The sequence below is a fragment of the Annamia dubia NIES-4383 genome, from assembly GCF_055394725.1.
The window spans coordinates 3,736,510-3,762,101 of record NZ_AP025630.1 but is presented as its reverse complement, the minus strand read 5'-3'; the positions used below and the strand labels follow the sequence as shown (position 1 = coordinate 3,762,101).

18 protein-coding genes and 1 pseudogene are annotated in these 25,592 nt (G+C 30.4%); 10 read left to right on the top strand and 9 right to left on the bottom strand.

Going from position 1 to position 25,592, the window contains the following annotated elements; translation table 11 throughout:
• The first annotated feature begins 65 nt into the window (after positions 1-65).
• From Anndu_RS16820 to hemC, 7 genes and pseudogenes are all read left to right on the top strand, one after another.
• Complete coding sequence (locus Anndu_RS16820) at positions 66-1,115, top strand: TIGR00341 family protein (protein ID WP_464102295.1); 1,050 nt, start codon at positions 66-68, stop codon at positions 1,113-1,115.
• Between the two features lie 194 nt (positions 1,116-1,309).
• The gene (locus tag Anndu_RS16815; RefSeq protein ID WP_464102294.1) at positions 1,310-1,732 is read left to right on the top strand and encodes a hypothetical protein; all 423 of its coding nucleotides are present in this window, start codon (positions 1,310-1,312) and stop codon (positions 1,730-1,732) included.
• Between the two features lie 373 nt (positions 1,733-2,105).
• Positions 2,106-3,416: an ATP-binding protein gene (locus Anndu_RS16810; protein ID WP_464102293.1), complete on the top strand. Its 1,311-nt coding sequence runs from the start codon at positions 2,106-2,108 to the stop codon at positions 3,414-3,416.
• Between the two features lie 8 nt (positions 3,417-3,424).
• Complete coding sequence (locus Anndu_RS16805) at positions 3,425-4,642, top strand: hypothetical protein (protein WP_464102292.1); 1,218 nt, start codon at positions 3,425-3,427, stop codon at positions 4,640-4,642.
• A 246-nt stretch (positions 4,643-4,888) separates the two neighbouring features.
• Positions 4,889-6,321, top strand: a pseudogene (locus tag Anndu_RS16800) (NF041680 family putative transposase).
• Between the two features lie 265 nt (positions 6,322-6,586).
• A complete protein-coding gene (locus Anndu_RS16795) occupies positions 6,587-7,207 on the top strand; it encodes a DedA family protein (RefSeq protein ID WP_464102291.1) in 621 nt (206 codons plus the stop codon).
• Positions 7,208-7,317: 110 nt separating this feature from the next.
• Complete coding sequence (hemC, locus tag Anndu_RS16790; RefSeq protein ID WP_464102290.1) at positions 7,318-8,253, top strand: hydroxymethylbilane synthase; 936 nt, start codon at positions 7,318-7,320, stop codon at positions 8,251-8,253.
• 52 nt (positions 8,254-8,305) lie between these two features.
• On the opposite strand, the gene Anndu_RS16785 is transcribed toward hemC, so the two are convergent.
• The 8 genes from Anndu_RS16785 to glmM all read right to left on the bottom strand — a co-directional run bounded on the left by Anndu_RS16785 (position 8,306) and on the right by glmM (position 20,335).
• Positions 8,306-10,315: a transglutaminase-like domain-containing protein gene (locus Anndu_RS16785; RefSeq protein WP_464102289.1), complete on the bottom strand. Its 2,010-nt coding sequence runs from the start codon at positions 10,313-10,315 to the stop codon at positions 8,306-8,308.
• A gap of 7 nt (positions 10,316-10,322) precedes the next feature.
• The gene (locus Anndu_RS16780) at positions 10,323-11,660 is read right to left on the bottom strand and encodes a DUF58 domain-containing protein (protein WP_464102288.1); all 1,338 of its coding nucleotides are present in this window, start codon (positions 11,658-11,660) and stop codon (positions 10,323-10,325) included.
• 346 nt (positions 11,661-12,006) lie between these two features.
• A complete protein-coding gene (locus Anndu_RS16775; protein WP_464102232.1) occupies positions 12,007-13,068 on the bottom strand; it encodes an IS630 family transposase in 1,062 nt (353 codons plus the stop codon).
• A 146-nt stretch (positions 13,069-13,214) separates the two neighbouring features.
• Complete coding sequence (locus tag Anndu_RS16770) at positions 13,215-14,165, bottom strand: AAA family ATPase (RefSeq protein ID WP_464102287.1); 951 nt, start codon at positions 14,163-14,165, stop codon at positions 13,215-13,217.
• 34 nt (positions 14,166-14,199) lie between these two features.
• A complete protein-coding gene (locus tag Anndu_RS16765; RefSeq protein WP_464102286.1) occupies positions 14,200-16,692 on the bottom strand; it encodes a substrate-binding domain-containing protein in 2,493 nt (830 codons plus the stop codon).
• Positions 16,693-16,827: 135 nt separating this feature from the next.
• Complete coding sequence (locus Anndu_RS16760; protein WP_464102285.1) at positions 16,828-17,805, bottom strand: GerMN domain-containing protein; 978 nt, start codon at positions 17,803-17,805, stop codon at positions 16,828-16,830.
• 156 nt (positions 17,806-17,961) lie between these two features.
• The gene (locus Anndu_RS16755; protein ID WP_464102284.1) at positions 17,962-18,789 is read right to left on the bottom strand and encodes an LmeA family phospholipid-binding protein; all 828 of its coding nucleotides are present in this window, start codon (positions 18,787-18,789) and stop codon (positions 17,962-17,964) included.
• A 139-nt stretch (positions 18,790-18,928) separates the two neighbouring features.
• Positions 18,929-20,335, bottom strand: coding sequence for a phosphoglucosamine mutase (glmM, locus tag Anndu_RS16750; RefSeq protein WP_464102283.1), 1,407 nt, complete (start codon positions 20,333-20,335; stop codon positions 18,929-18,931).
• 371 nt (positions 20,336-20,706) lie between these two features.
• Here glmM and Anndu_RS16745 point away from each other — a divergent pair, with 371 nt between their 5' ends.
• Genes Anndu_RS16745 through Anndu_RS16735 form a run of 3 tightly spaced genes read left to right on the top strand, consistent with a single transcriptional unit; the run spans position 20,707 to position 24,562 of the window.
• Positions 20,707-22,356 carry a glycosyltransferase family 39 protein gene (locus tag Anndu_RS16745; protein ID WP_464102282.1) on the top strand — a complete coding sequence of 550 codons (1,650 nt, stop codon included), beginning with the start codon at positions 20,707-20,709 and terminating at the stop codon, positions 22,354-22,356.
• A 37-nt stretch (positions 22,357-22,393) separates the two neighbouring features.
• Entirely contained in the window at positions 22,394-23,302 is a 909-nt protein-coding gene (locus tag Anndu_RS16740) for a response regulator (protein WP_464102281.1), read from the top strand.
• A 30-nt stretch (positions 23,303-23,332) separates the two neighbouring features.
• Positions 23,333-24,562: a DUF445 domain-containing protein gene (locus Anndu_RS16735; protein WP_464102280.1), complete on the top strand. Its 1,230-nt coding sequence runs from the start codon at positions 23,333-23,335 to the stop codon at positions 24,560-24,562.
• 96 nt (positions 24,563-24,658) lie between these two features.
• On the opposite strand, the gene Anndu_RS16730 is transcribed toward Anndu_RS16735, so the two are convergent.
• Positions 24,659-25,534 carry a type IV pilin-like G/H family protein gene (locus tag Anndu_RS16730; protein ID WP_464102279.1) on the bottom strand — a complete coding sequence of 292 codons (876 nt, stop codon included), beginning with the start codon at positions 25,532-25,534 and terminating at the stop codon, positions 24,659-24,661.
• Positions 25,535-25,592: the final 58 nt, after the last annotated feature.

Here is a 25,592-nt window from a genome sequence, read left to right as displayed (position 1 = left end):
TCGTAATTACCATTAATTTTAAATTAGTTTCTTGATTTTTTTAGTTAATTTTCTTAGTTAAATTTATGAATCAAAATCTTTTTACTAAAAATATTAAGAAATTCTGGCAAAATTGGATTTATCCCTTACTTCCTCCTAGAGTTGGGCAAAAAAAAATTGATTTACTCTATAAAGCTTTAGATGAGGATGCCAGTTGGAATCTTAATTTTATTTTTTTCATTATTTCTTCCTGTTTGATCGCCACTTTTGGCTTAATTGGCAATAGTGCCGCCGTCATTATTGGTGCGATGATCATTGCCCCCTTAATGTTACCTTTAAGAGCTATGGCTTTCGGAGCTTTAGAGGGTGATTATCATCTGTTTAAAAAATCCCTCTTATCCATTACCGGAGGCACTTTTTTAGCTTTAACTTTATCTTTTATCATCGGTAAAATTGCAGGAATACCGAGTTTTGGCTCAGAAGTATTAGCGAGAACTCAACCCAATTTAGTAGATTTGGGAATTGCCGTAACGGCTGGAGGGGTGAGCGGTTTTGCTAAGGTGAGAAGAAAAGTCAACGATGTGTTAGCGGGAACAGCCATCGCAGTGGCCTTAATGCCTCCTTTATGTGTGGTGGGCTTAACCTTCTCTCAAGGGGATTTTGGCTATAGTATGGGGGCATTGTTGCTCTATCTGACCAATTTATTAGGGATTGTCCTTGCCTGTATGTTAATCTTTATTGTGGCGGGATATACCGAGCCAAGTCACGCCTTAGGCTGGGCTTTAGGCTTAACGGGGTTATTATTGATTCCTTTAGGGATCAGTTTTTTCCAATTGGTAAGACAAGCCCAAATCAAAGAAACCATTAGACAAACTTTACTTAATAAAACAGTTACATTAGGACAAAGAAATATTATTTTAAATGAATTAAAAATTAATTGGACAAAAAATCCTCCTCAAATCACTTTAAATGTGAAAACAGAAGAAGAAATTACTCCTAAACAAGTTTTATTAGTAGAAAATTTTGTTTCTCAAGAAATGAATCAAAAATTTAAAATTGTGTTTATGGTTGAAGAAATTAAATTTATTGATTCAGAATATGTTGAAGCCTCAAATAAGGAAACGATTAAAGATTGATTGAGTTAATTTTGTGATCAAATAAAATTTATATAATTGACGATCAAGAAAAATTAATCATAAATTAGCAACAATTTATCAATTATGGTTTATAATTGATAAACTTATCTTTTTCTTATTTTAAAATTAAAGTCAAATCAAAAAAAATCTTTTAAAATAATCTTAATCATAATATTTTTTCAAGCATTAATCCTATGACAGATACTCAAGAAAAAAAATCAACCCCAACTACAACTCAACCCGTTAAAGATCAACAAGTTACTTCTAATCAGGTTCAACCACAGGAAATATTAACCGATTTTACTACAAAAATTAATGGTTTTTTTAGTAGTTGGAAAGTTCGATTAACTTTAATTATTTCCCTTGTTATTAGTATTGTGATCATTGCCTTTTTCTGGCAACATTTAGTTGCTGTTTGGGGCATGAAACAATGGTCGGCTCGATCAGGTGCAACACCTATTGAATGTATGATTAAAGACACTGATAATAATCAATATATCAGTTGTACGGCCATGAAAAATGATCAATTTATTCCCCTTGAATGTGGGACTAATCTTTTAAATTTTGGTTGTCGAGTTAATTATGGTGTTAAAATTTCCGGTAATGGCAATAGATAGTTAATTATTAATTGATAATTGATAATTAATAGTTAATAGTTAATTATAGCAATTCTAAATAGCACCTGACGAATAACAAAAATGTTAATTTTTCTTGTCACGACTAATTTAGGATTGCTATAATTTAATTTATTGAATTTCTATGATTAACTTTGAACTCAAATTTAAAGTTAGTTATTTACTCAAAAGTTCTCTCTTAAAATATTAATCCCACCGTGAAATCTTGCACTGAGCTTGTCGAAGTGTAATTTCACGGCTAATCAAAATAGTTCAATTTATTGAACTAAATTTATTTTTTTACAATCCTAGATCATGCCATCATAGGAAAGATGGCTATTATACTGATCAATTATTATTTATTACTTAAATTATTATGTTGGATCAAAATACCTTAAATACCTCATCAAGTCGTCTAGTTTATCATCAAGTAGCATCTTTATTATTATTTCAATCAGTTTTAAATAATGAAATAGGAAAAAATTTTATTACCCTACTACAAACTTTAAATAATAAAGATGGAAAAGATTATGCCCAACAAACAGCAGTTGTTAATTGTTTAGAAGCTTATGGTAACTTATTTCAAGCCTTAGCAAAAGAAAATAAAAGTTGGCAAGATTATTTAATTAGTCAAATTTTAATCAGTGATAATCCCTTTAGTCAACAAGTACAAATTAATCCAATTTCTCAATTGTCACCTGCTTTAATTAATGCCACAAAACAGGATTTAACTATTTTACAAAAACTCTATTATTGTACTTCTCAACAATTAAGTCAATGGGTAGAAATTGCCGCCCAATTACCCTATTCTTTAGTCACATGGGAACAGGAAAATAAAATTAAAAGTTTCTTTGAAAATTATGAAAATTGGGCTGATGCTATTGAAGAATTAGCTAATTATTATCAACAAAAAGGCACAGGAATTTTTGCAAAATTTCAGGCCTTTACATGGCAAGATCAACAATTTATTGGCATTAAACAACCCGATCGCATAACTTTAGATGAAATTATTGGTTATGAAGATCAAAAACAAACTTTAATTAAAAATACTCAATTTTTATTAAAAGGTTATAAAGCTTTAAATATTTTACTTTATGGTAGTAGGGGATCGGGTAAATCTTCTTTAATTAAAGGATTATTAAATGCTTATTATCAGGAAGGTTTAAGAGTAATAGAAGTTAATAAATTTCAATTAAAAGAGTTACCTTTAATCATGGAAAAATTGCGCCATCAACCGCAAAAATTTATTATTTTTGTTGATGATTTATCCTTTGAAGAAGATGATGAAATTTTTAAATCCCTCAAAGTATATTTAGAAGGGAATTTAACAGCAAAAGCTGACAATGTTGTGATCTATGCCACATCCAATAGACGACATTTAGTGAGAGAATTTTTTGCAGATCGTCCTCGTCCGATCGATCAAGACGAAATTCACGCTTGGGATACTTTACAAGAGAAATTATCTTTCAGCGATCGCTTTGGTTTAACTTTAACATTTGAACCTGCTAATCAAGATCTTTATTTAACCATAATTAACCATCTAGCCCAACTAGAAAATATTAATTTAGATCAACAAGAATTAGAATTTAAAGCCAAACAATGGGCTACTAGAAATAATGGTAGATCCGGACGAACAGCCAGACAATTTATAGACTTTTTAAAATCAGAATTAAACTTAAATTATTAATCATGAAATTGGACAAAGTTCCTCATCAAGTGATCTTTTTAATTACTGCTTTTCTAGTAAGTTTTATCTTAGGTTTAAGCTTTTATAAAGATAATTTGTTTGCTTTTTATGCAGGTTTAATTAATCTGTTTACTATTGCCATAGCTACGGTTATTACTAATATTTACCGTCATGCTCAAAATGATCTTGTTTATGATCAATTAGAACAAGAATTAATTAATTTAGAAGAACAAGAAGAAGAAATGTATAATTATCTGATCCAAGCTAATTCAATTCGGGAAGAAATCGAAACTAGAATTAATAATTTAGAGCAAGAAAAAGTCTATTTATTAGATTATATTGGGCAATTAAATTTAGAAAGAAGAAAATTAGCTGATGATCTTCATTCTTTAAAAATTAAAGAAAAATATCATAGTAAAATTTACGCTAATAAATATCAAGAAATTGCCCAATTAGAATCTCAATATGATCAATTATCTTTTAAATTAGAATTATTAGAAATTACCCTAGAAAAAAAGCAACAAGAATTTAATAATATTGAAGATAATTTACAAAGTTTTGAACGGGATCAACAAGGTTTATTACAGCAAAAAAATCAATTAATTCAAGAAGTTCAAGAAATTCAAACCTATTATCAAGAAATGGTCAAAAAAGTTGATGAAATTCAACAAAATCGTCAAAATTTAGAAAGGGAATTTATTAATGAAAAAAGAGAAATTAATAATTTTAAAAATGTAGTGGCTGAACAAACCCAACAACAAGAAAAATATAATCAAATTTTAAAAAGTTTAGAAAAAAGAAAACAAGAATTAGACTTAAATTTAAGAGAATTAGAATTAAAAAGTAAACAATATAGTCAAATTATTGAACATCAACAAGAGGAAATTAATAATTATACAAAACCTTATATTCGGTTTAAATTTTTTCCTGAAGAATGGCATCAATGGATTAATTTTTATGAACAATTAAACAACGATGAACAAAGAATTTTTAAAGCAATTTTAGAAGAAAATGTAGAATTAATTAAATCCATTGCTTCCCATAGTAATACATCGGATCAAGTATTAATTGAAAACTTAAATCAAAAAGCATTTAATATTATCGGTGATCGGCCTTTTGTGCAAAGTGAATATCATTTAATTCCCAAAATTAATGACAAATATTTATCAATTTTTGAGGAATTATTAGTAATTAAATTTATTGATACTTTAAGTAATAAAAATTAACAATAAATCAATAGAAGATTAACAAAAATCTTAGTTCAATTTATTGAACCCTATCTATTAGTTGGACTTTGGACAAAAAATTAGATTTAATGAAGCTCACATCAGACCGAAAAAATTAAAATAAGATATTTATATTAAGAGAAATTGAATATTGTCTAATAGCATAATGTCAAATAATAAACTTTCTTTCTCAACAAGTTTGTTCTATAGATTAGAATAAATAGATAGTTTATTATTCAAAATAATATGAAAATCAAAAATAAAAATTACCAAGAAGTTGAACAATTTATTCAAGGTCGTCAACGATTATATCAAAGTCTTGGTTTAAGAAAAGATGCCTTGATGAATTTACTCGATGCTCTTAGTAGTAATCAAGATGCTAAAACAGTCGTGGAATTAAGTTTAAATCCTCTATTTAAACATAAATACCAAAGTATTTATCGAGCAATTGCTGATTTTAATAAAGCGGGAAAAAAGAAATCACAAATCACAAATAAAGCCGAAATATCTAAGATTATTTTAGAGAGTATTCCTCAAAATAATCAGCGAAAGTTTCATCTATTTGGCATTGATGTAACCCCTAATTCACGCCAGTTTTCTCCTACTGTATCTGATAAAACGTTTATTCATCAACCTAACAGTATTAAAGGCAATAAACCCATCAATATTGGTCATGCTTATTCTTGGCTTTTTACTTACCTGAAAAAATATCTAATTGTGATGCTTCTTGGACAATTCCTTTATCAGTTCAACGAGTAAAAAGCGATGAAAAAGATGTTTCTGTTGCTCATAAACAGATTAATAAAGTTTTGACAGATTCATTATTATTTAAGATAATTCTATCAGTTATTGTCGTAGATTGTCTTTATAGTCAAAAAGATTTTATTGGCAAACAAGTTCTTAATCAAGATCGACTTGTTGTCACCAGAGTTAAAAGTAATCGTGTTTTTTTTCGTCCTTTTGTCAAAGATTCTTCTGAGTTAAAAAGTGGACATCCACGTTGGTATGGTGATAAATTTGATTTAAAAGATTCAACTTCTTGGCATCCCCCTGATGATTTAATTCAAACTAATTTTACTACGAAACGTGGTAAATTATTAAATGTCAAAATTAAGGGTTGGAATAATATGTTAATGAAGGGAACAAAGGAACATAAATTGCATGATTATCCCTTTACATTATTGGAAATTACTGTTACTGATCAAGAAGGTAATTCTATTTGGAAACCAATGTGGTTAATTGCCATTGGTAAACGCCGTAACGAATTAACTTTGCTTGAAATTTATCAATCTTATCGTCAACGTTTTGACTTGGAACACTTTTTTCGATTTGGCAAACAAAGATTATTAATGAACGACTATTTAACCTCTCATACAAGTTATGAAGAAAACTGGATGAACCTAATTTTAATTGCTTATATTCAATTGTGGAATGCAAGGAATTTAGCTGTTTGCTTACCCTGCCCTTGGGAGAAATATTTGCCTAATTTTCGTGAGAGTAAGATTACCCCCAGTGCTGTTCAGAGAGACTTTTATAGAATTATTAGCACCATTGAGATCAATTCTAATTTTCCCAAACCCCGTGGTTATTCTTCTGGACGGAAAAAAGGTGAAATACAAGTGAAAAGACCACGTTATCAGGTTATAAAAAAGAATCAAAAATGTCAACAAAATAGCTAAATTGCTGTTAGAAACGACTGTTAATTAATCTTTTTTCCCCTAAAATTATTTTAGGTTAGTTTTACTTTGTCTATTTTTTTATCTTCTATTTTAACCTCTACCAATTTCTTTTTGTCCAAAGTCCAATATTAGCTTTGAAATAAATTTCAAAGTGAGTTAACGACTCTGGAGTTATCTCTTAAAGTATTAAGATCGCCAACAAATAACAAATAATCTGTTAAACTAGCAAAAGTTATTAACCATTAAAATTAATCAAATTAAAATTATGTCTGAATGGATCGCCGACAAAGTAGTAGAAATTATGACCTCATTAGGTTATATTGGGATCGCTTTATTAATGTTTTTAGAAAATCTTTTTCCCCCCATTCCATCGGAATTAATTATGCCCTTTGCAGGGTTTACTGTACGTCAAGGAAATGGTGAAATGTTATTTATTCCGGCGGTTTTAGCAGGTATTATTGGGACAATTTTAGGGGCTTTTCCTTGGTATTATTTAGGGAAATTTGTCAGCGAAGAAAGATTAGAACATTTAGCTGATAAATACGGAAAATGGATCAGTATTAGCTCTAAAGATATTAAAAAAGCTAATAATTGGTTTACCAAACATGGTGTTAAAGCTGTGTTATTATGTCGCCTCGTCCCCGGAGTTAGAACTTTAATTTCCTTACCTGCTGGTATTAATAATATGGCCTTAATTCCCTTTATTTTATATTCAACAATTGGCACAACAATTTGGGTTTTATTTTTAACAACAATTGGTTATATGTTAGGGGATAATTATAAATTAGTAGATCAATATTTAGGCCCAGTTTCTAAAATTGTTTTAGTTAGTTTAATTATTTGGTTTATTCTTTGGGTTATTAGAAAAAGATCAAAAAATTATTAATAGTTATCGGTTATTTGTTATTGGTTATTTGTTATTAATTAGGCAAAATCACCGACTTTTGGTAAGATGATTGAGTCAATTTAATTTATTTATAAAAAAGATTATTTATTATGACATCTCGCACAATTCGCATTGCTTCTCGTAAAAGTCAATTGGCTTTAGTACAAACCTACTGGGTTAAAGCTGAATTAGAAAAAGCCTTCCCCGATCTTACTTTTGAAGTAGTGACAATGGAAACCCAAGGTGATAAAGTTTTAGATGTATCTTTGTCAAAAATTGGTGATAAGGGTTTATTTACCCAAGAATTAGAGGATGGAATGTTAAAGGGTGATACTGACTTTGCAGTCCATTCTCTCAAAGATTTACCCACGAATTTACCCCAAGGTTTAATGTTGGGCTGTGTGACGGAGCGTGAGGATCCCGCCGATGCTTTAGTTGTCCATGAAAAACACAAGGATAAACAGTTAGACACCTTACCAGAGGGATCAATTATTGGCACGTCTTCCTTGCGCCGTTTGGCACAGTTACGCCACCATTTCCCCCATTTTAATTTTAAGGATATTCGGGGCAATGTCAACACTCGCTTGGCGAAGTTAGACAGTGGCGACTATGATGCTATTATTTTGGCTGTGGCAGGTTTACAGCGTTTAGATATGGGCGATCGCATCCATCAAATTATACCCAATGAAATATCCTTACACGCCGTTGGGCAGGGGGCTTTAGGGATCGAATGTCGAGAGGGGGATCAGGAAATTTTAAATATTATTAAAGTTTTAGAAAATGCCCCCACCAGAGATCGTTGTTATGCAGAAAGGGCATTTTTAAGAACTTTAGAAGGGGGCTGTCAAGTACCCATCGGCGTTAATACTAAAATTGATGCAGATAGCTTAAGTTTAACCGGAATGGTAGCCAGTTTAGACGGTCAAAAATTAATTAAAGATACTGTAACAGGTAAAGCGGAAAATGCTGATCAAATAGGCATAGAATTAGCTAAATTATTAATCGAAAAAGGTGCGGATCAAATATTAGCAGAAATTGAAAGATAATTAATAATTAAAAACGTGGGGATTTTTATTAACTTATTTTGGAAAAATTAAGCTATTGAACATCCCCAATTTTTTTTAATTTTTCTAACTGAATTAAATAGGATTTAATTAAAGATTGTAAATTAGTTTTTTCTTCTAAAGTTAAACCTTGGGGATCAAAACGATAACGATAATATAATTCAATAATTAATTGAAGTTGATTAAATAAATCAGTTTCTAAATGTTTTTGTAACTCAATTAACCATTGTTTTAAAGATTCAGATTCATTTCTAGTTAAACCTAATTGATTAAAAGATTGTTCAATTAAATAAAAATCAGAATCTAAACCCATTTTAGTTAATTCAATTATCCCTGATCGAGCTAATTTATTTTCTTTTAAAAGTGGTTTTAAATTACGAAGATTTAAACGCCAAATTAAAAATAAAATTAAAGGTGAGATCCACAACCACCAATATTTTCTAAAGGAATCACTTTGTTGTAAATTAGTAAAAATTACAGCAATTTGATTGATTAAAAAAGATAAAAAATCAGTGATCAAAGTAAGTTTATTTATCTGAGAATCTTCTATACTTGTCCAAATAGCAGGAGTAGTATCTAAAAACTGCCAACTACCGTTTAAAAATACCACCGTCCACGCATGGGCATGGCGGCCACGCACAAGATATAATTGTTCTAAATTGCTATATTCATGGACAGAATAACCCACCGCATAACGGGCAGGAATACCCATTTTTCTTAATAATAAAGTAGTGGCTGTGGCAAAATATTCACAATGGCCTGATCTAGTGTTTAAGAGAAAAGTAGAAAGGGCAGTTTGACCTTCTTTTTGACCTAATAATTCTAAAGTATAATTGAAATTTTTTTGAAAATAATTATTAATTAAATTGACTATTTCTTGATCATTTTTCCCCACTAAATTTAATTCTTTGATAACTTTTTCAAGGGCGAATAATTCTTTTTTTGGGATTAATAAATCAAATTGATTAGGAGGGCTATCAAAATTAAATTTTTCATCATATTTAATCTGATAATTAAGTTTTTTAAGACTACTTTCAATTACCACAGTTCCATATTGATTTTTTTCTAATTTATTAATCATTAAATTATTAATATTTAATGAACCATTTGGTAATTTTAATAAAGTTTTATTAGAATCTAATTTTTCAGTAATTGTTATACTTTCAAGATCAGATTTATTTTGATTATTATTAGTAAGTAAATAATTTTGATTAACTTGAGGGGGGATAGTTTGAAATTGTACCTGAGAAGCAAACCACATCCCATCTTTATATTGATTAAATGTGCTTTCTCTTAACAATTCGGGTATAATTTGATTAGTATTTTGTTTAACTCTCAATCTAATATTATTATCTTGTTTTAACTTGCCAATTTCACCTAATGAAGTAATATTATTAAAGGCATTTACTCCTGTTTGATTAAACTTGACTAATTGTTCAATTACTAATTGTTCAACAATTTGATGTAATTGATGTAAACCAATATGGAAAAAATAACCAAAAGTTGAACCAATCAAAATAAAACTTAACCAAATAGCTAAAGAAAAACGAGGATTTTTAACAGAAAATAAAGTTAAACTAACTAAAATTATCACTCCTATATAAAAAATTGATCCCTCATTTTTAACACTTCCAGCCGCTACAATAGATAAAAATAAATATAAATATCTTAAATCAAGATTAAAAACATTGGCGGTATTTTTTACCTCAATAAATGTAAATAAAAGGGAGAGATTAATAATATTACGAGTCGAATATAATTGGGCTAAAAATAAAGGTAAAATAACAATCGGCAACCAGCGAAAAAATGTATAAACAAAATAGATTGAACGATCATTAAACAGAATATAACTAATTAAAATAATTAAAAAAATTACACAAATATTAGCAATTGTTTTAAAATTTTCGTCTGTTAATTCTAATTTTTGTTTAATGAATTGATTAATTAAAATAATCACAGCGATGGGGATAGCAAAAATTAAGGTATTAGTTTGCCATCCCCAAAATAAACTACTTAATGCTAAAATTATTGATAATTGATTCATTTTTTGCTTAAATTCTGGCTAATTCTTCTTTAATTCTATTGATATTTATTACTTTAATTTTAATTAAATCTGAATAAAATTGATTGATTATTAATTCATCTTCGGTCATAATTAATACTAACACAGCTATATTAATTTGGGCTAAAAATTTAATTAATTTTTCCCTTTCTTGATCCCATTTAATTAATACTAAGATACAACCACTTAATAAGTCAATTTTTTGATTAATAATTGGCATTAAATCATCAAAAGTTTTATCGTGACAAGCCCTAACTCCTGCTAAAATTTCTAACATTTTTTCCGTATGACTTAACGCCCTTCCAAATGTAAAACAATAGGCTTCTAAGCCTACAAACATTAAATCTAATAATGATTCTTGGGTTTGTACTTCACAGGCAAATGATCCGGCCACGGCGATCGCTTCTTCTAAAATGTTACTATATTGAGCCTCTGTAAAAGTATCTAAAATGAGAGCATGACGCACAAAAAACTCATTTTCTTCTTCCCTCACAATTGGTTGACCAATTTTAGCCCAACTTTTCCAGTGGATTTTTTTGAGGGGATCGCCTGGCCGGTATTCCCTCAAAGATTGAAATTCCTCTGAGTCTCCTACGGAGGAAGTTAGGGCAACTCCTCCAGAATGATATTTACGCTCTCCGAGTAATTGAATGGGAGGTAAAGAATAAAGTTTAGGCAAAACTAATAATGATTGGGGTAAATTAATAATTTTACAAGCATTAAAAATATTTAAAGGATCACTGCGTAAAAGAGAAAATCCACTTAAATTAATCAACCCTCGATCAGTGGGTAAAATTTCTAAGGTTATTCTAGTTTGACGATAGGGGGGAAGGGGCGGTAAATTAATGGTTTTAACCTTAGCTTTTTCATTTCTTTTGATTAACCATGACCAACGATAATAACCCAATTTTTGATCAATTTTATTGCGTTTTTTTTCTAAAGGTTCGGGGGTATTTTTGAATTGTAAAAAAGTCGGGCGAGGCTCTTTAAATAATTCTCTAATTTGTAAACCAATTTGAGTTTTATTCGTTTGATTATTAATTAAAATATAATATTTTAATGGCATATTAACGGTACTAAAACGAGGTAAGATTCTAGTAATTTTTAGTTTAACTGGAAAGTAAAAACTCCATGCGATCGCTAATAGAAAAAAAGCAATTAATAAACTAAAAATTTGATAGATCATATTTTCATTAGTATTACCTCCTAAAATGGCTGAAATAATGAAAATAAATAATAGAATTAAACCAACTTTAGTAAATCTTTGATTTAACCAAACTTGCCAAGTATGAATTGAATAATAAATGCGATAAAAATTGCGATTCATAGAGTGATTATTTTTGAAGTTTTAACCTAATTACTATTAATAATGTAGGGTATTTATTACCCACCTTATCAGGTTTTGATACTATCTTTTAAGGGTATTTTCAAAATCAGGGTTAAAATGCAATTCTGAGTTCAATTTATTGAACGATCACTGTTAACAATGAAATTCATTTCATTGTGGGTTAATTACTCGCCGTGATCTCTTAAAGTATTGATACTGCCTTGAAATGAATTTCAAGGCTAATATAAATCGTTCAATAAATTGAACTAATTTTTGTCAAAAAATATCCCTTTTTTAATATTTTTTATTAATTACCATCAAAAATTATACCATTTACAAAAAGTAGCTACACAGATAAAGCATTCACAATATAATCCCAACCTGCTAAAGACAGGATAAAATCTTCTTGTAAATTATTTAAGATATTAGCTACTTTATTTTTGACATCATCTAAGTTCTTAAACCAGATATTTTTTAACTGTTGTTTGATATATAACCACAGTCTTTCAATCGGATTTACTTCTGGACAATAAGGTGGTTGAAATAACAAAATTATATTCTCAGGTACTTCTAACTTTTTGGCAGTATGACAGGGTGCATTATCTAACTGTATTATATGAACCTCATCGGGATATTCTTTACTAAATTCTGTTAAATATTTACCAAAGCATTCACTATTAAAATGAGATAGTTCATAGAAAAAACTTTTGCCATTTTCTACTTCGATTAATCCATAAAGATAATAATAGTCATAATGCCATTGTAATTCTTGTTCTGGTTTGACTCCTTTTAAAGTTATTTTCCTTCCTAATTCTGTTCTAAAACCTAATCTAGTTTCATCTTGACACCAGTAACAAATATTTTTAGTATCACCCCATTTCTCTTTTATTTGAGCTATTATGCCTTTTAATCTTATGGGTAAATACTCTTTAAATACGGATATTACCCCTTCATTTTGATACTCATGATAAGGACGTGGTACTTTTAATTTTGCCCCTAATTCGTATCTCACTAATTGATGTATTGTGGTATAACTTATCTCAATATCTTGACAAGTAAATAACCATATTTTTATTTCTTGGTAACTGTTAAATCCTTGAGGCTCACTTAATTCTTTTTTGACCAGAGCCACTGTTTCTAGCTCTAGTTTTTTTGGTCTTCCTGTTTTATTATGTTCTTGTAATAATGCGTCTAATCCTTCCGTCTTATATAAGTGAAACCATTCGTAAATTGTTCTCTCACTACGCCCCATCATTACCGCTAAGTATCTGATCGTTTCAGCCACTTGAATTTTCCAAAGATATAAAGCTTGAACTTTGGCAAAATTCAAAGCTGTTTTTTGTTGTTTCATGAGATTTTTTAGTGTATCTGCTGATTCAATTACTTCTATTTTTGATATTCCTGACATACTATTGCTCCTGTTAATTTATTCCTATACTAACCCTGAACTTACTTTTTGTAAATGGTATTATTAATTAATTCCCCTTTGCCCCTTGGGAGAGAGGTTTAGGGTGTGAGAAAAAAGATTAAAAAGTGTTAAAATTATTAACAAAATCAACTAGGAATAGGTAAAGAATTTAAAATTTCTTGTATAATTGTAACGGGAGTTTGACCAGAAAAACGGGCTTGAGATTCCATTACTAAACGATGGGAAATAACATCAATTGCTAATTCTTGAATATGATCGGGTGTAACATATTCATAACCATCAAATAAAGCTAAAGCTTGAGCAATTTTCATTAATGCTAAAGATGCCCTTGGACTTGCCCCCAAATGTACACCAGTAGCCGTGCGCGTGGCATTAATAAGGTCTACTAAATAACGCTTTAATTCTTCACTAATTCTAATATTTTTTACCTTTTCTTTAAAATTAACGATTTCCTCTAAAGAAACACAGGGAGTTAATAACTCAATGGGATGGTTTTTGATCTGTTCAGAAAGTAATTTTACTTCATCTTCTGGGGTAATATATCCTAAAGAAAATTGTAGGGCAAAACGATCCATTTGCGCTTCAGGTAAAGGATATGTTCCCCTTGATTCAATGGGGTTTTGAGTCGCAATTACGAAAAAAGGATCGGGTAACTTTTTTAAATTTCCTTCAATTGTAACTTGAGATTCGGCCATTGCTTCTAATAATGCAGATTGGGTGCGCGGAGAAGCTCTATTAATTTCATCGGCCAGAATTATATTAGCAAAAATAGGGCCGGGATGAAAATTAAATTTACCCTGATTTTGTTCAAAAATAGATACACCTAAAATATCAGAAGGAAGTAAATCAGGAGTAAATTGGATTCTTTTAAATTCTAAATCAATTGATAAAGCTAAAGCCTTCGCTAAAGTAGTTTTGCCCGTTCCGGGGACATCTTCTAATAAGACATGACCACTACTAAAAAAGGCCGCTAATAATTTTCTGATGGCAAAAGTTTGTCCCTTAATTACTGTTTCGATATTAGTAACAATTTTTTGGTAAATTTCAGGGGTATCTAAACTTATTTTTTGATTCATAATTGTTGTATTTTGTTCACCGATTAATGTTTAATTATTTCAAAGGTTGAATGGGAACTAAACCAGTTTTAAATAACATTTCTTGGGACTCTTTTGTAATTAAAATTTCCGCAAATTTTTCACCCATTGGCTCTTGATTATTGTCTTTTAAATAAACTACACTGACAGGATAAGCAAAGGGATATTTTTTGGTAATAAAGTCATTTACATTGGGCTGATAACTTCCTTTTTGACAAAGATCTGTTTGAGGTGAAATTGATTTTTGATTATTAGTTTGTACCAAAGGCGAAACACTTTGAAAAGAATTTTCTTCAATACTTAAAGGATAGACTGAACACTGGCCAAAAACCTTACTTAATGCGTCAAAACCAACAGAGCCAAATCGCTCTTTAGGTTCTTTTTCAAAATCTTTAATCATATTAGTTAAATTTAAAAAAGAACTGGGGTATCTTACTATTTTTGGTGAATTATTAAGGACTTGATTATTATTATTAATCTCTATTAATTTACGGAATTTATCAATATAAACTTTCTCTTTTAAAACTTTTTCTTCAAATAAAGTAATTGCCTCATCATTGGGGGGTAAATATAATTTCACTGGTAAATCTGGCCCTCCTAATTGATTCCAATTATTAATTTCTCCTGTAAATAATTTTCTGATTTGTTGTAAAGAAATTTTACCATTTAAAGCTTTTGGTAAACCGTCATCTCTTTGGGCATAACTAAAGGGAACAATTATTACTAAACCATCATAAGCAAAAATTTGTGATTCATAAATATCTTCTAAATTTTGAACTTGGCTAGTAATTGCAAAACTAACATTTCTATTTTTGACTTGTTCTAACATTTCTTGAGGGTTATTTTCAGGAATTGGCCTAATTTTTAAAGTAGGTTGTTTTTCTTTAATTTCATCCTCAAAACTTTTATCTTTAGTAATTAAACTTTTTTGATTATAAATATAATTCCATGTGCCATTTGTTTCCGTTGTAAATTGAAAATCACCTTGGGGAATACCTGCCACTTCAGCAATACAACATTTTAAAGTCTGAATATTAATTTGATTTTGTTGACGATTACGAACCCCAAAAAACCAGATTAAAAATGCTAAACCTAACACCCCTAATCCCCCGATTAACCACCACCATAAACGGGTTAAATTTCTTTTTTTCTTTGGTTTTTTTTCTTCGGGCGGTACTTCTGAAAATTCAACTTCAGGTAACATTTTTTTAGCTAAATTTAATTTTAATAAAGCTTGACGCGCTTGGATTGCATTTTGATAAGATTGAAGACCTAAACCCATTAAATTTAAAATATATCTTTTTAATTCAAGATCTATATTTTTATCCCAATTAAGATCATCTTGTGGATCTAAAAGTTCATAGGTTTGGGCATCAACTTGTCTTCCAGCTAATAGATAAAAAGCCACATGGCCTAAATCATTAAGATCCTGTTTTAAATCATAATTAAGTTGAACTTCATCGGGCAAATAAAAGCGATTTTCCCACACCGCTAAATCAGATAAATAAATAAAAAAGCCCTGAAAAGTAAAGGTAATTAATAAACTTTCTAAGGTAATATTTCCGTGGGGAATACCTTTTAAAATAGGGGTATCATCGGGATGTCTAAATTTTTGGCCATGCAAAAATTCTAAACTTTGTAAAACTTGATTTAAAATGCGATAAACTTCATAATTATTCATTGCTCCCGTTTGATCTAAATAACTAGCTAAAGTGGGAGATTGATATAATTCTGTCACATTAGGAGCTTGATCTGTTTTCTGTTTAATAATCACATAACAACGCTCCTCCCTTGCATCAGAAATTGCCTCATAAGGGGTAATTAAACGAAAGTCTTGAATTTCTCGGCCATCAAATAATTTCAACCCTGCTAAACGTTCAAATAAATTTTTTCTTTGATCAATTTCTTCATCATTAAAATAACCACCTTGATCAAATTTTGGTAAAATATATTCTTTAATTAAAACAGGTTTTGCACTGGGAATTTCTAGGCCTTGATAAAGTCTACCTTGATTGCGATGACCAATAAAAGATTGAACTTCATAGCGCCCTTTATAACCTTGAATTTTTCTTTGCGGCGCTAAAATTGCAGGGAAACCACATTGAAAACAATAACGATTTGTTTTATCTTCTTCAACACTTTTTTGTGTTAATTTACAATTAAAAGGATTATCTAATAAACAACTATATTTACGATATTTTTGAGGTAAAAATAAACAAGTTTTTTTCTTAGCTAAAATTGTCGCTTCTTCAACTTCAATCGGTATTTCTTCTTCCTCTTCTTCCTCTTTAAATTTCTTAATTATTTCGTCAAAAGTTGGAACTTCTAAACCTAATTCTTCTTGTAAAAAAGGAATAATCCAACGAAAATAAGCAGGGACATACATAGATAAACGAGCATAAACCATACTTCGTAAAAAATCTAATTTTGCAATTAAAGTCCCCACCGCCCTTGCTTTTAATTGTTGATTTAGATTTGCCCCTGCTTCCCTAATATTTTTTTTAGCCATAATCCAATTAAAAAATAAAAATGATACTATTCATGAAAAGTAATTTACACTTACTTAATACTCAAAGTATACACTTCTATTTTCTTAACAATTAAATATTTAATAAATATTTAAAAATACTTAACAATTTTGAACTTAAAGGGGAAAATTCTCCTCAAATTGAGAGCGGGTTAATGGTTGATCTATCATTAAACCTTCTCCTCCTAATACGGTCAAATCCTCACCTTCTACTTTAAAATAAATCTGAGCATTCTGATTAAGGCTAGTAGCCGTGTAAAGTACCTGAGCTAAACGTCCCATCATGGACTGAGAACCTCCGCCACTGGTAAATTCTTTTGATAAATCTATATAAACATTATCCCCTAACACTCTTAAATCTAGTAATTTTGTCCCTTTAGGAATAGCACTAGAATATTGGGAATTATTAGATCCTACTAATAATCTTTCAAAAGCACTTCTTAAAATGTCTTGAGGACTGGCTGATTGATCAATTGTAATAGATTGGGGGAATAATTTAATCGTATTTTGATTATTTTCTAACCAGAAAATTTGAACTTGTAAATTTTGATTTTCAATAATAGGATTAGAGGTAGGAGGACTATTTGATTCTTGAACATTAATCGGATTTAAGTCTCCTTTTTGGATATTTTTTAAAGAATTTAAGGCAAAGGAGGCAACGATTACTCCACTTAAAATAATAAATACGGGAATCAAAACTTCACTTTTTAAACCTTTTAAATAACTTAAATATGATTCATATTTTGTTAAAAAAGATGGAAATAATTTTAAGTCTTTTAATTCTTTTGATCCCTCATTTTGGACAATCAAAGATTCATTTTCCGCAACAGGATCAAGGGGAATTTCTGTTGATTGTATTTCCTGTTCTAAAATATTAGGAAATGGTAAATTAGGTAATTCAGGTATATTGTTTTGATTTTGATCAGTGTTTGACAAATCTTCAGAAAAATCTTCAGTTTGACTGGGGGCTTCATCGTGTGTCAAATCTTCAATTTCAGAAGAAGAATCCGGCTTATTTTCATCAACAAAAGCTTGATTTTCATTAGCTTCTAATGATTCATTAAAATTATCTGTTTGATTGTGATTCTCTGTCATAAAATTATCCTCAGCAAAATTATTTATATTAAAATTTATTTAGTTTATTTTATAAAAAAGTATTAAATTGTTTTAGTAAAAACCTTAATCATTGACGATTGATCAAATTTGAAATTTCTACTTTTATTTTAAAGAAAATTACCGACTTTTGAAAGTTTAAAGACTTGTATTTTCAGGAGCTTCTCCATCAGATTCTAAACGCACAAATCCGGCTAGATTAAGATTATCTTGATCAATTTTTAATTGTAAAAGTCGACTGATTAATCCTTTTGCCTCCAGTTTACTCAAATCTAATTCTTCAGTAATACCCTCTGCAAAACCATTTAATAATCTTTGAGATAATTGACGATCATTGAGTGTGCCAGTTAAATTAACAATCTGAATATTTTTGCCGTTTAATGTCTCTAAACCCAATTCTAATTCAATTTTTAAAGGCTCTGGATTACTCCCTCTTAAACGCTGAAATTCTATGTTAATTTTAAGGCGATTATTGTCTAAAAAGTCTATTTCTGGATTTAATAATTGATAAGTTGGAGCTTCATCTCCTTCCCCTCTGGCTTTATTAATCATTTCCGGTAATTTTTCTAAAACTTCAGGCGATCGCAATAAATTATTAAGATCAGCCTCCGTCATCACTACCCGAAAAGCCCCTTGTAATGGTTGATTTAAAGATTGAGTTAAGCCCGATCGCCCCCCTTCCCCTTGTCGTAACTGAGAAAGATTAAGATCTATAGGATCGGTTTCTAGTTCAAGGGTATCAATGCGCAAATCAGAATTGAGAAACACCCCCCGACTAGCCAGACGCACCCTTTGGGCTTGTCCTTGAATAATGCCATAATTAGGCACATTATCAATTCTAACCTCCACCTGTTCTACCTGATCAAATTGTTCTTTAAATTTAGATTCAACAATCGTATCTAAAACAATACCCACAGGTGAACCTAATGTTAATAAACTAGATAAAAAGATTGTAAAAAATTCCATTTTAAAAGTTAATTTTTAGTTTAATTGTATTCAAGATTCAAGTATTGGTGAAACAGGAAAGATACCTGTTTCACATCAATAAATTGAACTAAGAAATTTATTTTAAAGCTTAAATTAATTATCAATTATCCATTATCAATTAAGCTAAATTTTGTTCAACCACACGGGAAATTTTAGCAGTCCAATAATTAACTAAATCATTATTAATTGCTTCTACCATCACTCTGATTAAGGGTTCAGTGCCAGAAGCTCTAACTAAAATTCTGCCCTCATTTCCTAATGCTTTTTGAGCCTGATCAATGGCATTTTGTAAGGGATCACAGTTTTGCCAATTTAAACGATTTTCCCGATCTTCTACCCTCACATTTTGTAATTTTTGGGGATAGGGTTGAAAACTTTGGGTTAATAATTCCGTCAAAGATAAACCGGATTTTTGCACTAATGCGGTTAAATGTAAAGCCGTTTGCACTCCATCGCCAGAATAACCATGATGATGGCATAAAATATGCCCTGACTGTTCACCCCCTAACATCGCGCCCGTTTTCCACATTTCCGACTGCACATATTGATCGCCCACTGAGGTGCGAATTAATTTTCCGCCCATTTTTTCCCATGCCCTCTCAAAACCGAGGTTGGCCATCACCGTGCCAACAATTAAATTATCTGGTAATTTTCCTTGTTCTTTCAAGGTTTTACCCCAAAGATATAAAATATAATCTCCATCTACGATCGCGCCTTGACTGTCTACGGCCATAACTCGATCGGCATCTCCATCAAAAGCAAAACCGAGATCCGCCTGATGTTCTTTGATAGCTTGTTGTAAGGCTTTTAAATGGGTTGAGCCACAGTTAACATTGATGCGATCGCCATCGGCGCGATCGTGAAGGGTAATAACTTGCGCCCCTAAAGCCTTAAATAATTCGGGGGCTGTATTCACACAAGCCCCCCAAGCTAAGTCTAAAACAATTTTTAAACCGGAAAAATTAAGATCACAAGGTAAAGTTTGCTGTAAAAATTCTAAATAATGATTGACCAAACCTGTGCGATGGAGGTATTTACCATAATTATTTTGATGCTTAATTTCTAAAGATTCATGTAAAGCTAATTCGATTTGTTTAGTAGCATCTTTATTTAATTTTAAACCTTGGGCGTTAAATAATTTAATGCCATTATCCTCTGGGGGGTTGTGACTAGCGGAGATCATCACCCCACCGATCGCATCGGTTGTACGGGTTAAATAAGCCACACAGGGGGTAGGGCATAAACCCACATTCCACACTTCCAAACCGGCCGATAATAGCCCTGAAGATAAGGCCATGGCCAACATATCACTAGAATTACGGGAATCTTGACCAATGATAACCGTTTTGTGATTGGGGGTAAACTCCTGTAAAACTTTGCCCCCCCAATAACCCACTTGTAAACCTAATGTACTATTAAGTAAATCTCCAGCTTTACCTCGAATACCATCAGTGCCGAATAAAGGAGTTTTTGGCACAGGGTTTAAATTATGTCCAATTTCTGATTTAGTTAACATTTTTAACATAAGCTTTTTTAATAGATCTATTCAATTTTAAGTAAGAATGCTTAAACCTTTTCAGTATAGCAGTAGTTGAGGTATTTGGTTATTGGTTATTGTGATTGGTTATTTGTTAGCTATCAACTGTCAATTAATTTAAGCAATGTTGCCAGAATTGTTAAGCTTAAACATCTAAAGTATAACCATCTTGTGTAGTTTCCTCCTCAGTTGAGTGACACTAACCCCTTCTGTCATACTAATTTTATAAGTATTTCTCACAAAACGACTTTCCACATGATTAACCCTTACTTCAGGATAAAATTGTAAAACTGAAAAGATTTAGACTGATGGCATAAGTCAAGTTTTGAACAATTATCAATTGTTAAATGATTATTAACATGAAAAAATTATTAAGTCAACATTATTTAATTTTAATTTTAATTATTTTCTTAGGAGCAATTTTAAGATTTTCCTATCTTGATTTTAAACCTTTTGGAATTGATGAGGTCATTACTACTATTTTTAGTTTAGGTTTAAGTTATGATGTGATCCCTCAAAATCAACCTATTTCTTTAACAGAATTAGCCCAGATTTTTCAATTAAATCCTCATCAAAGTTGTGCTATAATTGCCCAAAATTTAATTAATCAATCTACCCATCCTCCTCTGTTTTTCTGTGGGATGCACTACTGGTTAAATTTAATTGATCAATTATCCGTTTCTTTATTAACAAAAGTTCGATCTTTTCCTGCTTTAATTGGGGTTTTATCTATTGCTTTAATGTATGTTTTTAATCGAGTAGCTTTTTCAAAAAAAGCAGGTTTGATCGGGGCTTTAATGATGGCTATTTCCCCTTTTCATTTATATTTATCCCAAGAGGCGAGACATTATACTTTACCCATTTTTATTATTCTTATTTCCTTAACACTTTGGCTCAAACTTATTCAAAATATTAAGCTAAAAAAATTAAATTATCTGATCTGGATTTCTTGGATTTTAATTAATAGTTTAAGTTTATATATTCATTATTTTTCAGCTATAGCTTTAGTCGCTGAATATTTAAGTTTATTGATTATTTTAACTCAACATAAATTGAGACAAATTTGGCTATATTTAGCTAGTAGTATTTTAACTTTAAGCTTATTTTTACCTTGGTTATCTATTATTTTAAATCATGCAAATAATGATAAAACTAATTGGTTATCAGCCCCAGAAGGTCTATCACCTCTTTTTCAAAGTATAATCGCATGGATATTAATGATTATTGCTTTACCCATTGAAGAACAATCTTTAACTATTCAAATTTTAATGGGAATTTTAACTTTAATTTTAACGGGAAGTTTTCTGTATTATTTAATCCCTAAATTTAAAATTTTATGGAAAAATTATCCCTCTACTTTCCCTTTAATTTTATTTATTGGAATTGTCTTATCAGAATTTATTGTTATTGTTTACTTTTTAAAAAAAGACATCACAATCGCACCCCGTTACCATTTTATTTATTATCCGGCTGTTTGTGCAATTTTAGGAGCAAGTTTAAGTATTTCCCCCCCAGAAACACTACTTAAAAAATTAAAAAAAATTAAGCTTAATGATCAATTAACTTTAATTACTATTTTGATTGTAAGTTTAATCAGTTGTTATTTTGTCTTAATTAATTTGGCTTTAAATAAACCCTATCGCCCTGAATTTGTCAGTAAACTTTTCAATCAATCTTCTGAAAATTTAATGATAGTAATGGCCTATGAACATTCAACGGAAATGGCCTTAGGTTTAGGTTATGCTTTAACATTAGAACAGATTAGCAAAGCCCCAAAAACAACCAATTTATTATTATTAGATACTTCAAAAAGCCATCAAATTATCTGGGAAAAAATACCCTTAATTTCTACCACTGAAGATCAACTTTGGATTATTGCACCTGGGTTGTTAGAAAGTAGTTTTCCTGATATGATCTTAAGAGTAAAAGGTAGACACTGCGATCGAAATCAAAAACAATATTATCGAATTGGCTTTCCTTTTCAGGGTTATATCTGTTCAAAAGATTAACCTCAAGAGTTAAAATACTAAATATTAAAATTTTTGGATGGGAAAAACTGTGCAAAAAAAGAAAAAACCAAAATTATTAGTAGTAGACGATGAGCCTGATAATTTAGATCTACTTTATCGCACTTTTCGTAAGGATTTCACCGTCTTTAAGGCGGAAAGTGGGGCGCAAGCCCTCAAAATTTTAACAGAAGAAGGGGAAGTTTCTGTGATTATTTCCGATCAGAGAATGCCGGAAATGAAGGGAACAGAGTTTCTGCGCCGTACTGTGTCAGATTTTCCTGACACAGTAAGAATTATTCTCACAGGTTTTACCGATGTGGAGGATCTCGTTGAGGCCATTAACTCAGGTCAAGTTTATAAATATATCACTAAACCTTGGGATCCTAACGAGTTAAAAGAAGTAGTTAAACAAGCCAGTGACGGCTATGAACAGATCAAACATCGCACTGAGGAGCTACAACAAGCCCAGATCCAAGCCCAACTGATGGCCAAAATTGTGCAAGTTGCCTTAAAATCTCAAAATATTAAGGATTGTTTAGATTCCATTGCGGTGGCTTTTGGGGAAAGTTTTACGGCGAATACTTGTATTGTGGAAATTTTACAAGATGGCGCGTTAACTTCAATTTATGGCCATTATCCCAAGGCGGAAAGTATTGAATATTGGCTAGGGGATGATCCTTTGATTAAAAATGCCATTCTTACGGGTGAAAGTCAGTTGTGGGATCTTGATAGTATTTCTCCTCCCTTAGAGGAAATTTCCCATTATCAAACAGCTAATTTAAAAACCCATCTGGTAACACCTATTTTATATAAAGAAAAAACTCTAGCAATTATTTCTTTACAATGGCAAAATTTACATAAAATAGATGAACGAGAAATGTTCAGAATCCATGTAATTAGTCAACAAGTGGCCTTAGCAATTAATAGTAGTTTATCTGATAACTAATGACTAGATTATTGATTACTGATTAATGTAATGGCTGATTCTAATTTATTATTAATTATTCCACCTATAGCGGGGGCAATTATTGGTTATTTTACCAATGATATAGCCATCAAAATGCTTTTTCGCCCCTATCAAGCGGTTTATGTGGGGAAATTTCGTCTCCCTTTTACCCCCGGCTTAATTCCCCATAATCAAGAGCGATTAGCTCAACGAGTTTCTGATACAATTATGGGGTCATTATTAACCCCTACAGAAATTCAAAAATTAACCCGCCGTTTACTCAATCCTGAGCGAATGCAACGGGCTATTTTATGGTTATTAAATTTAGCTTTTAATCAAATTAAATCAGATCAGGAACAAAAAACTGCTCGAATTTTAGCGGATATTTTAAGGGATTTATTTGGGGAATCTTTACCCCGTTTATTAAAGGTTTTTGCCCGAAAAGAAGACTTTTTACAGGCACAACTTGATCAAATTTTTAATCGGGTTTTATTAGATTTTAAATTATCTCCTATTCAAGCGATCAAATTAGCTGATTGGTTGTTAGAAATTGCTTTTTCTCCTGATATTTTAAGATTGGCTTTAATTGATTTTTTATCCGATCGCAATATTCAAGTAATTGATGATGGTTTTCGACAAAAAACCACCGGAACTTATTGGCTATTTGCTAATATTATTGGCATGAAAAATAGTTTATTAAATTTACGTCATTTCTGTTTAGAAGAAAAGGAAATGGCCAATGCTAGATTAAAGGAATTATTATTATCTTTAGAAGCCAGAAATAAATTAAAAATTTGGCTTCAAAATCTATCTTTAAAAAATTTACCCCAATCAACTATTGATCAATTACGAAAAACAACGGGTGATACTGTTAGAAGTTATATTAGGGAAAAAGGAGTAGATTTTATTCAAGGTTTAGGTGAATCTATTGATTGGGAAAAAGTGGCTATTGTGTTAATTAATCGCTTACAATCTTCTGAAGTGGCCTTTGATTCTTTAGAGTTAGTAAGTCAAGAATTAACCATTATTTTAGATCGTTATTTAGAGGAAGATTTAGAAAAATTAGTAGGTCAAATTATCCCGATTTTAGCCATTGATCAAGTTATTATTGAAAGGGTAACATCCACTTCTCCCCAACATTTAGAAGAAGCGATCGAGGCCATTGTTAAAAGTGAATTACAAGCGATCGTTAATTTAGGGGGAATTTTAGGTTTTTTAGTCGGAATTTTACAAACTATTTTTATTTTAGTTAATCCTTAATTATCTAATTTTAAGCAATTTTTGCATTAGGAAATATTAAAAAAATTAAAGTTGTACGGAGGTAGCCTTGCTATTTCCGTACCATCTCAATTATTTCTAATAATCAACCACATTAAAGCCATCGGGACAAGATAATTCATCATTATTTAAAGTAGGAATTACACTGGAATCTAGTTGAGAATTTTCTGTTTCACAAATAATATATTTACTTTTAAATCCCGCCGTAGGAACGGCAAAAACTCCCCCTAAATAACTATTTAAACCTTCAATTTTAGGAATAGCTAAAATTTGCAAGATTTCTGGATTAATTAATTTTATTTTAAATTGATAAAATTCAGTTTCAGTTTTAAATCCCGCCGCAAATTGCTCTAAATTATCCGTAAATTCATTCATTTGAGCATAATAAACTTGTTCCCCTCTAGCTAATTGGCCAACGGAAGATCGAGCTTCAAATTCTGCTATTTTTTCGGGATTCATATGATCTAAAGTTAATTCTAAATCAAATGAAAATAAATTTTTTAAATCATTTAATTCCCCTTCACTTAACTCCAGATCTTCTAAATTAACTTCAGTTAATTTAACTTCTAAAATTAAAGTATGGGGATCGGGTGATGTTATATTAATATTAATTGGCATGGGTTGATTATTATGAAAATTAAAACTAATCATTTGCCCATTCCATTCATTTTGCTCGTTTAAATTTAATTGTAATAAAGTAGTTTCATCTAAAATTCCAACTAAATTATCCCCAATTTTGGCAAAATAAACATCTTCTTGTGATGGTTGTTCTCCATTATCTCCATGACGAATTTTTTTGATTTGCCAATAACCTGTATAATGATCTAAATTGTTGTTTTCCTGTGCTTGAACAATGGTTGAATTAACTTGATTAACAAAAAGATTTGGCAAACTATTTGTTAATATTCCTACACCAAATCCTAAGCCTAAGAGGGAAAGATAAAATTTTTTCATATTGATTTTTACTCTTATTTTAATCACTATTGGGCTATTATAAAACATTTTACAAATT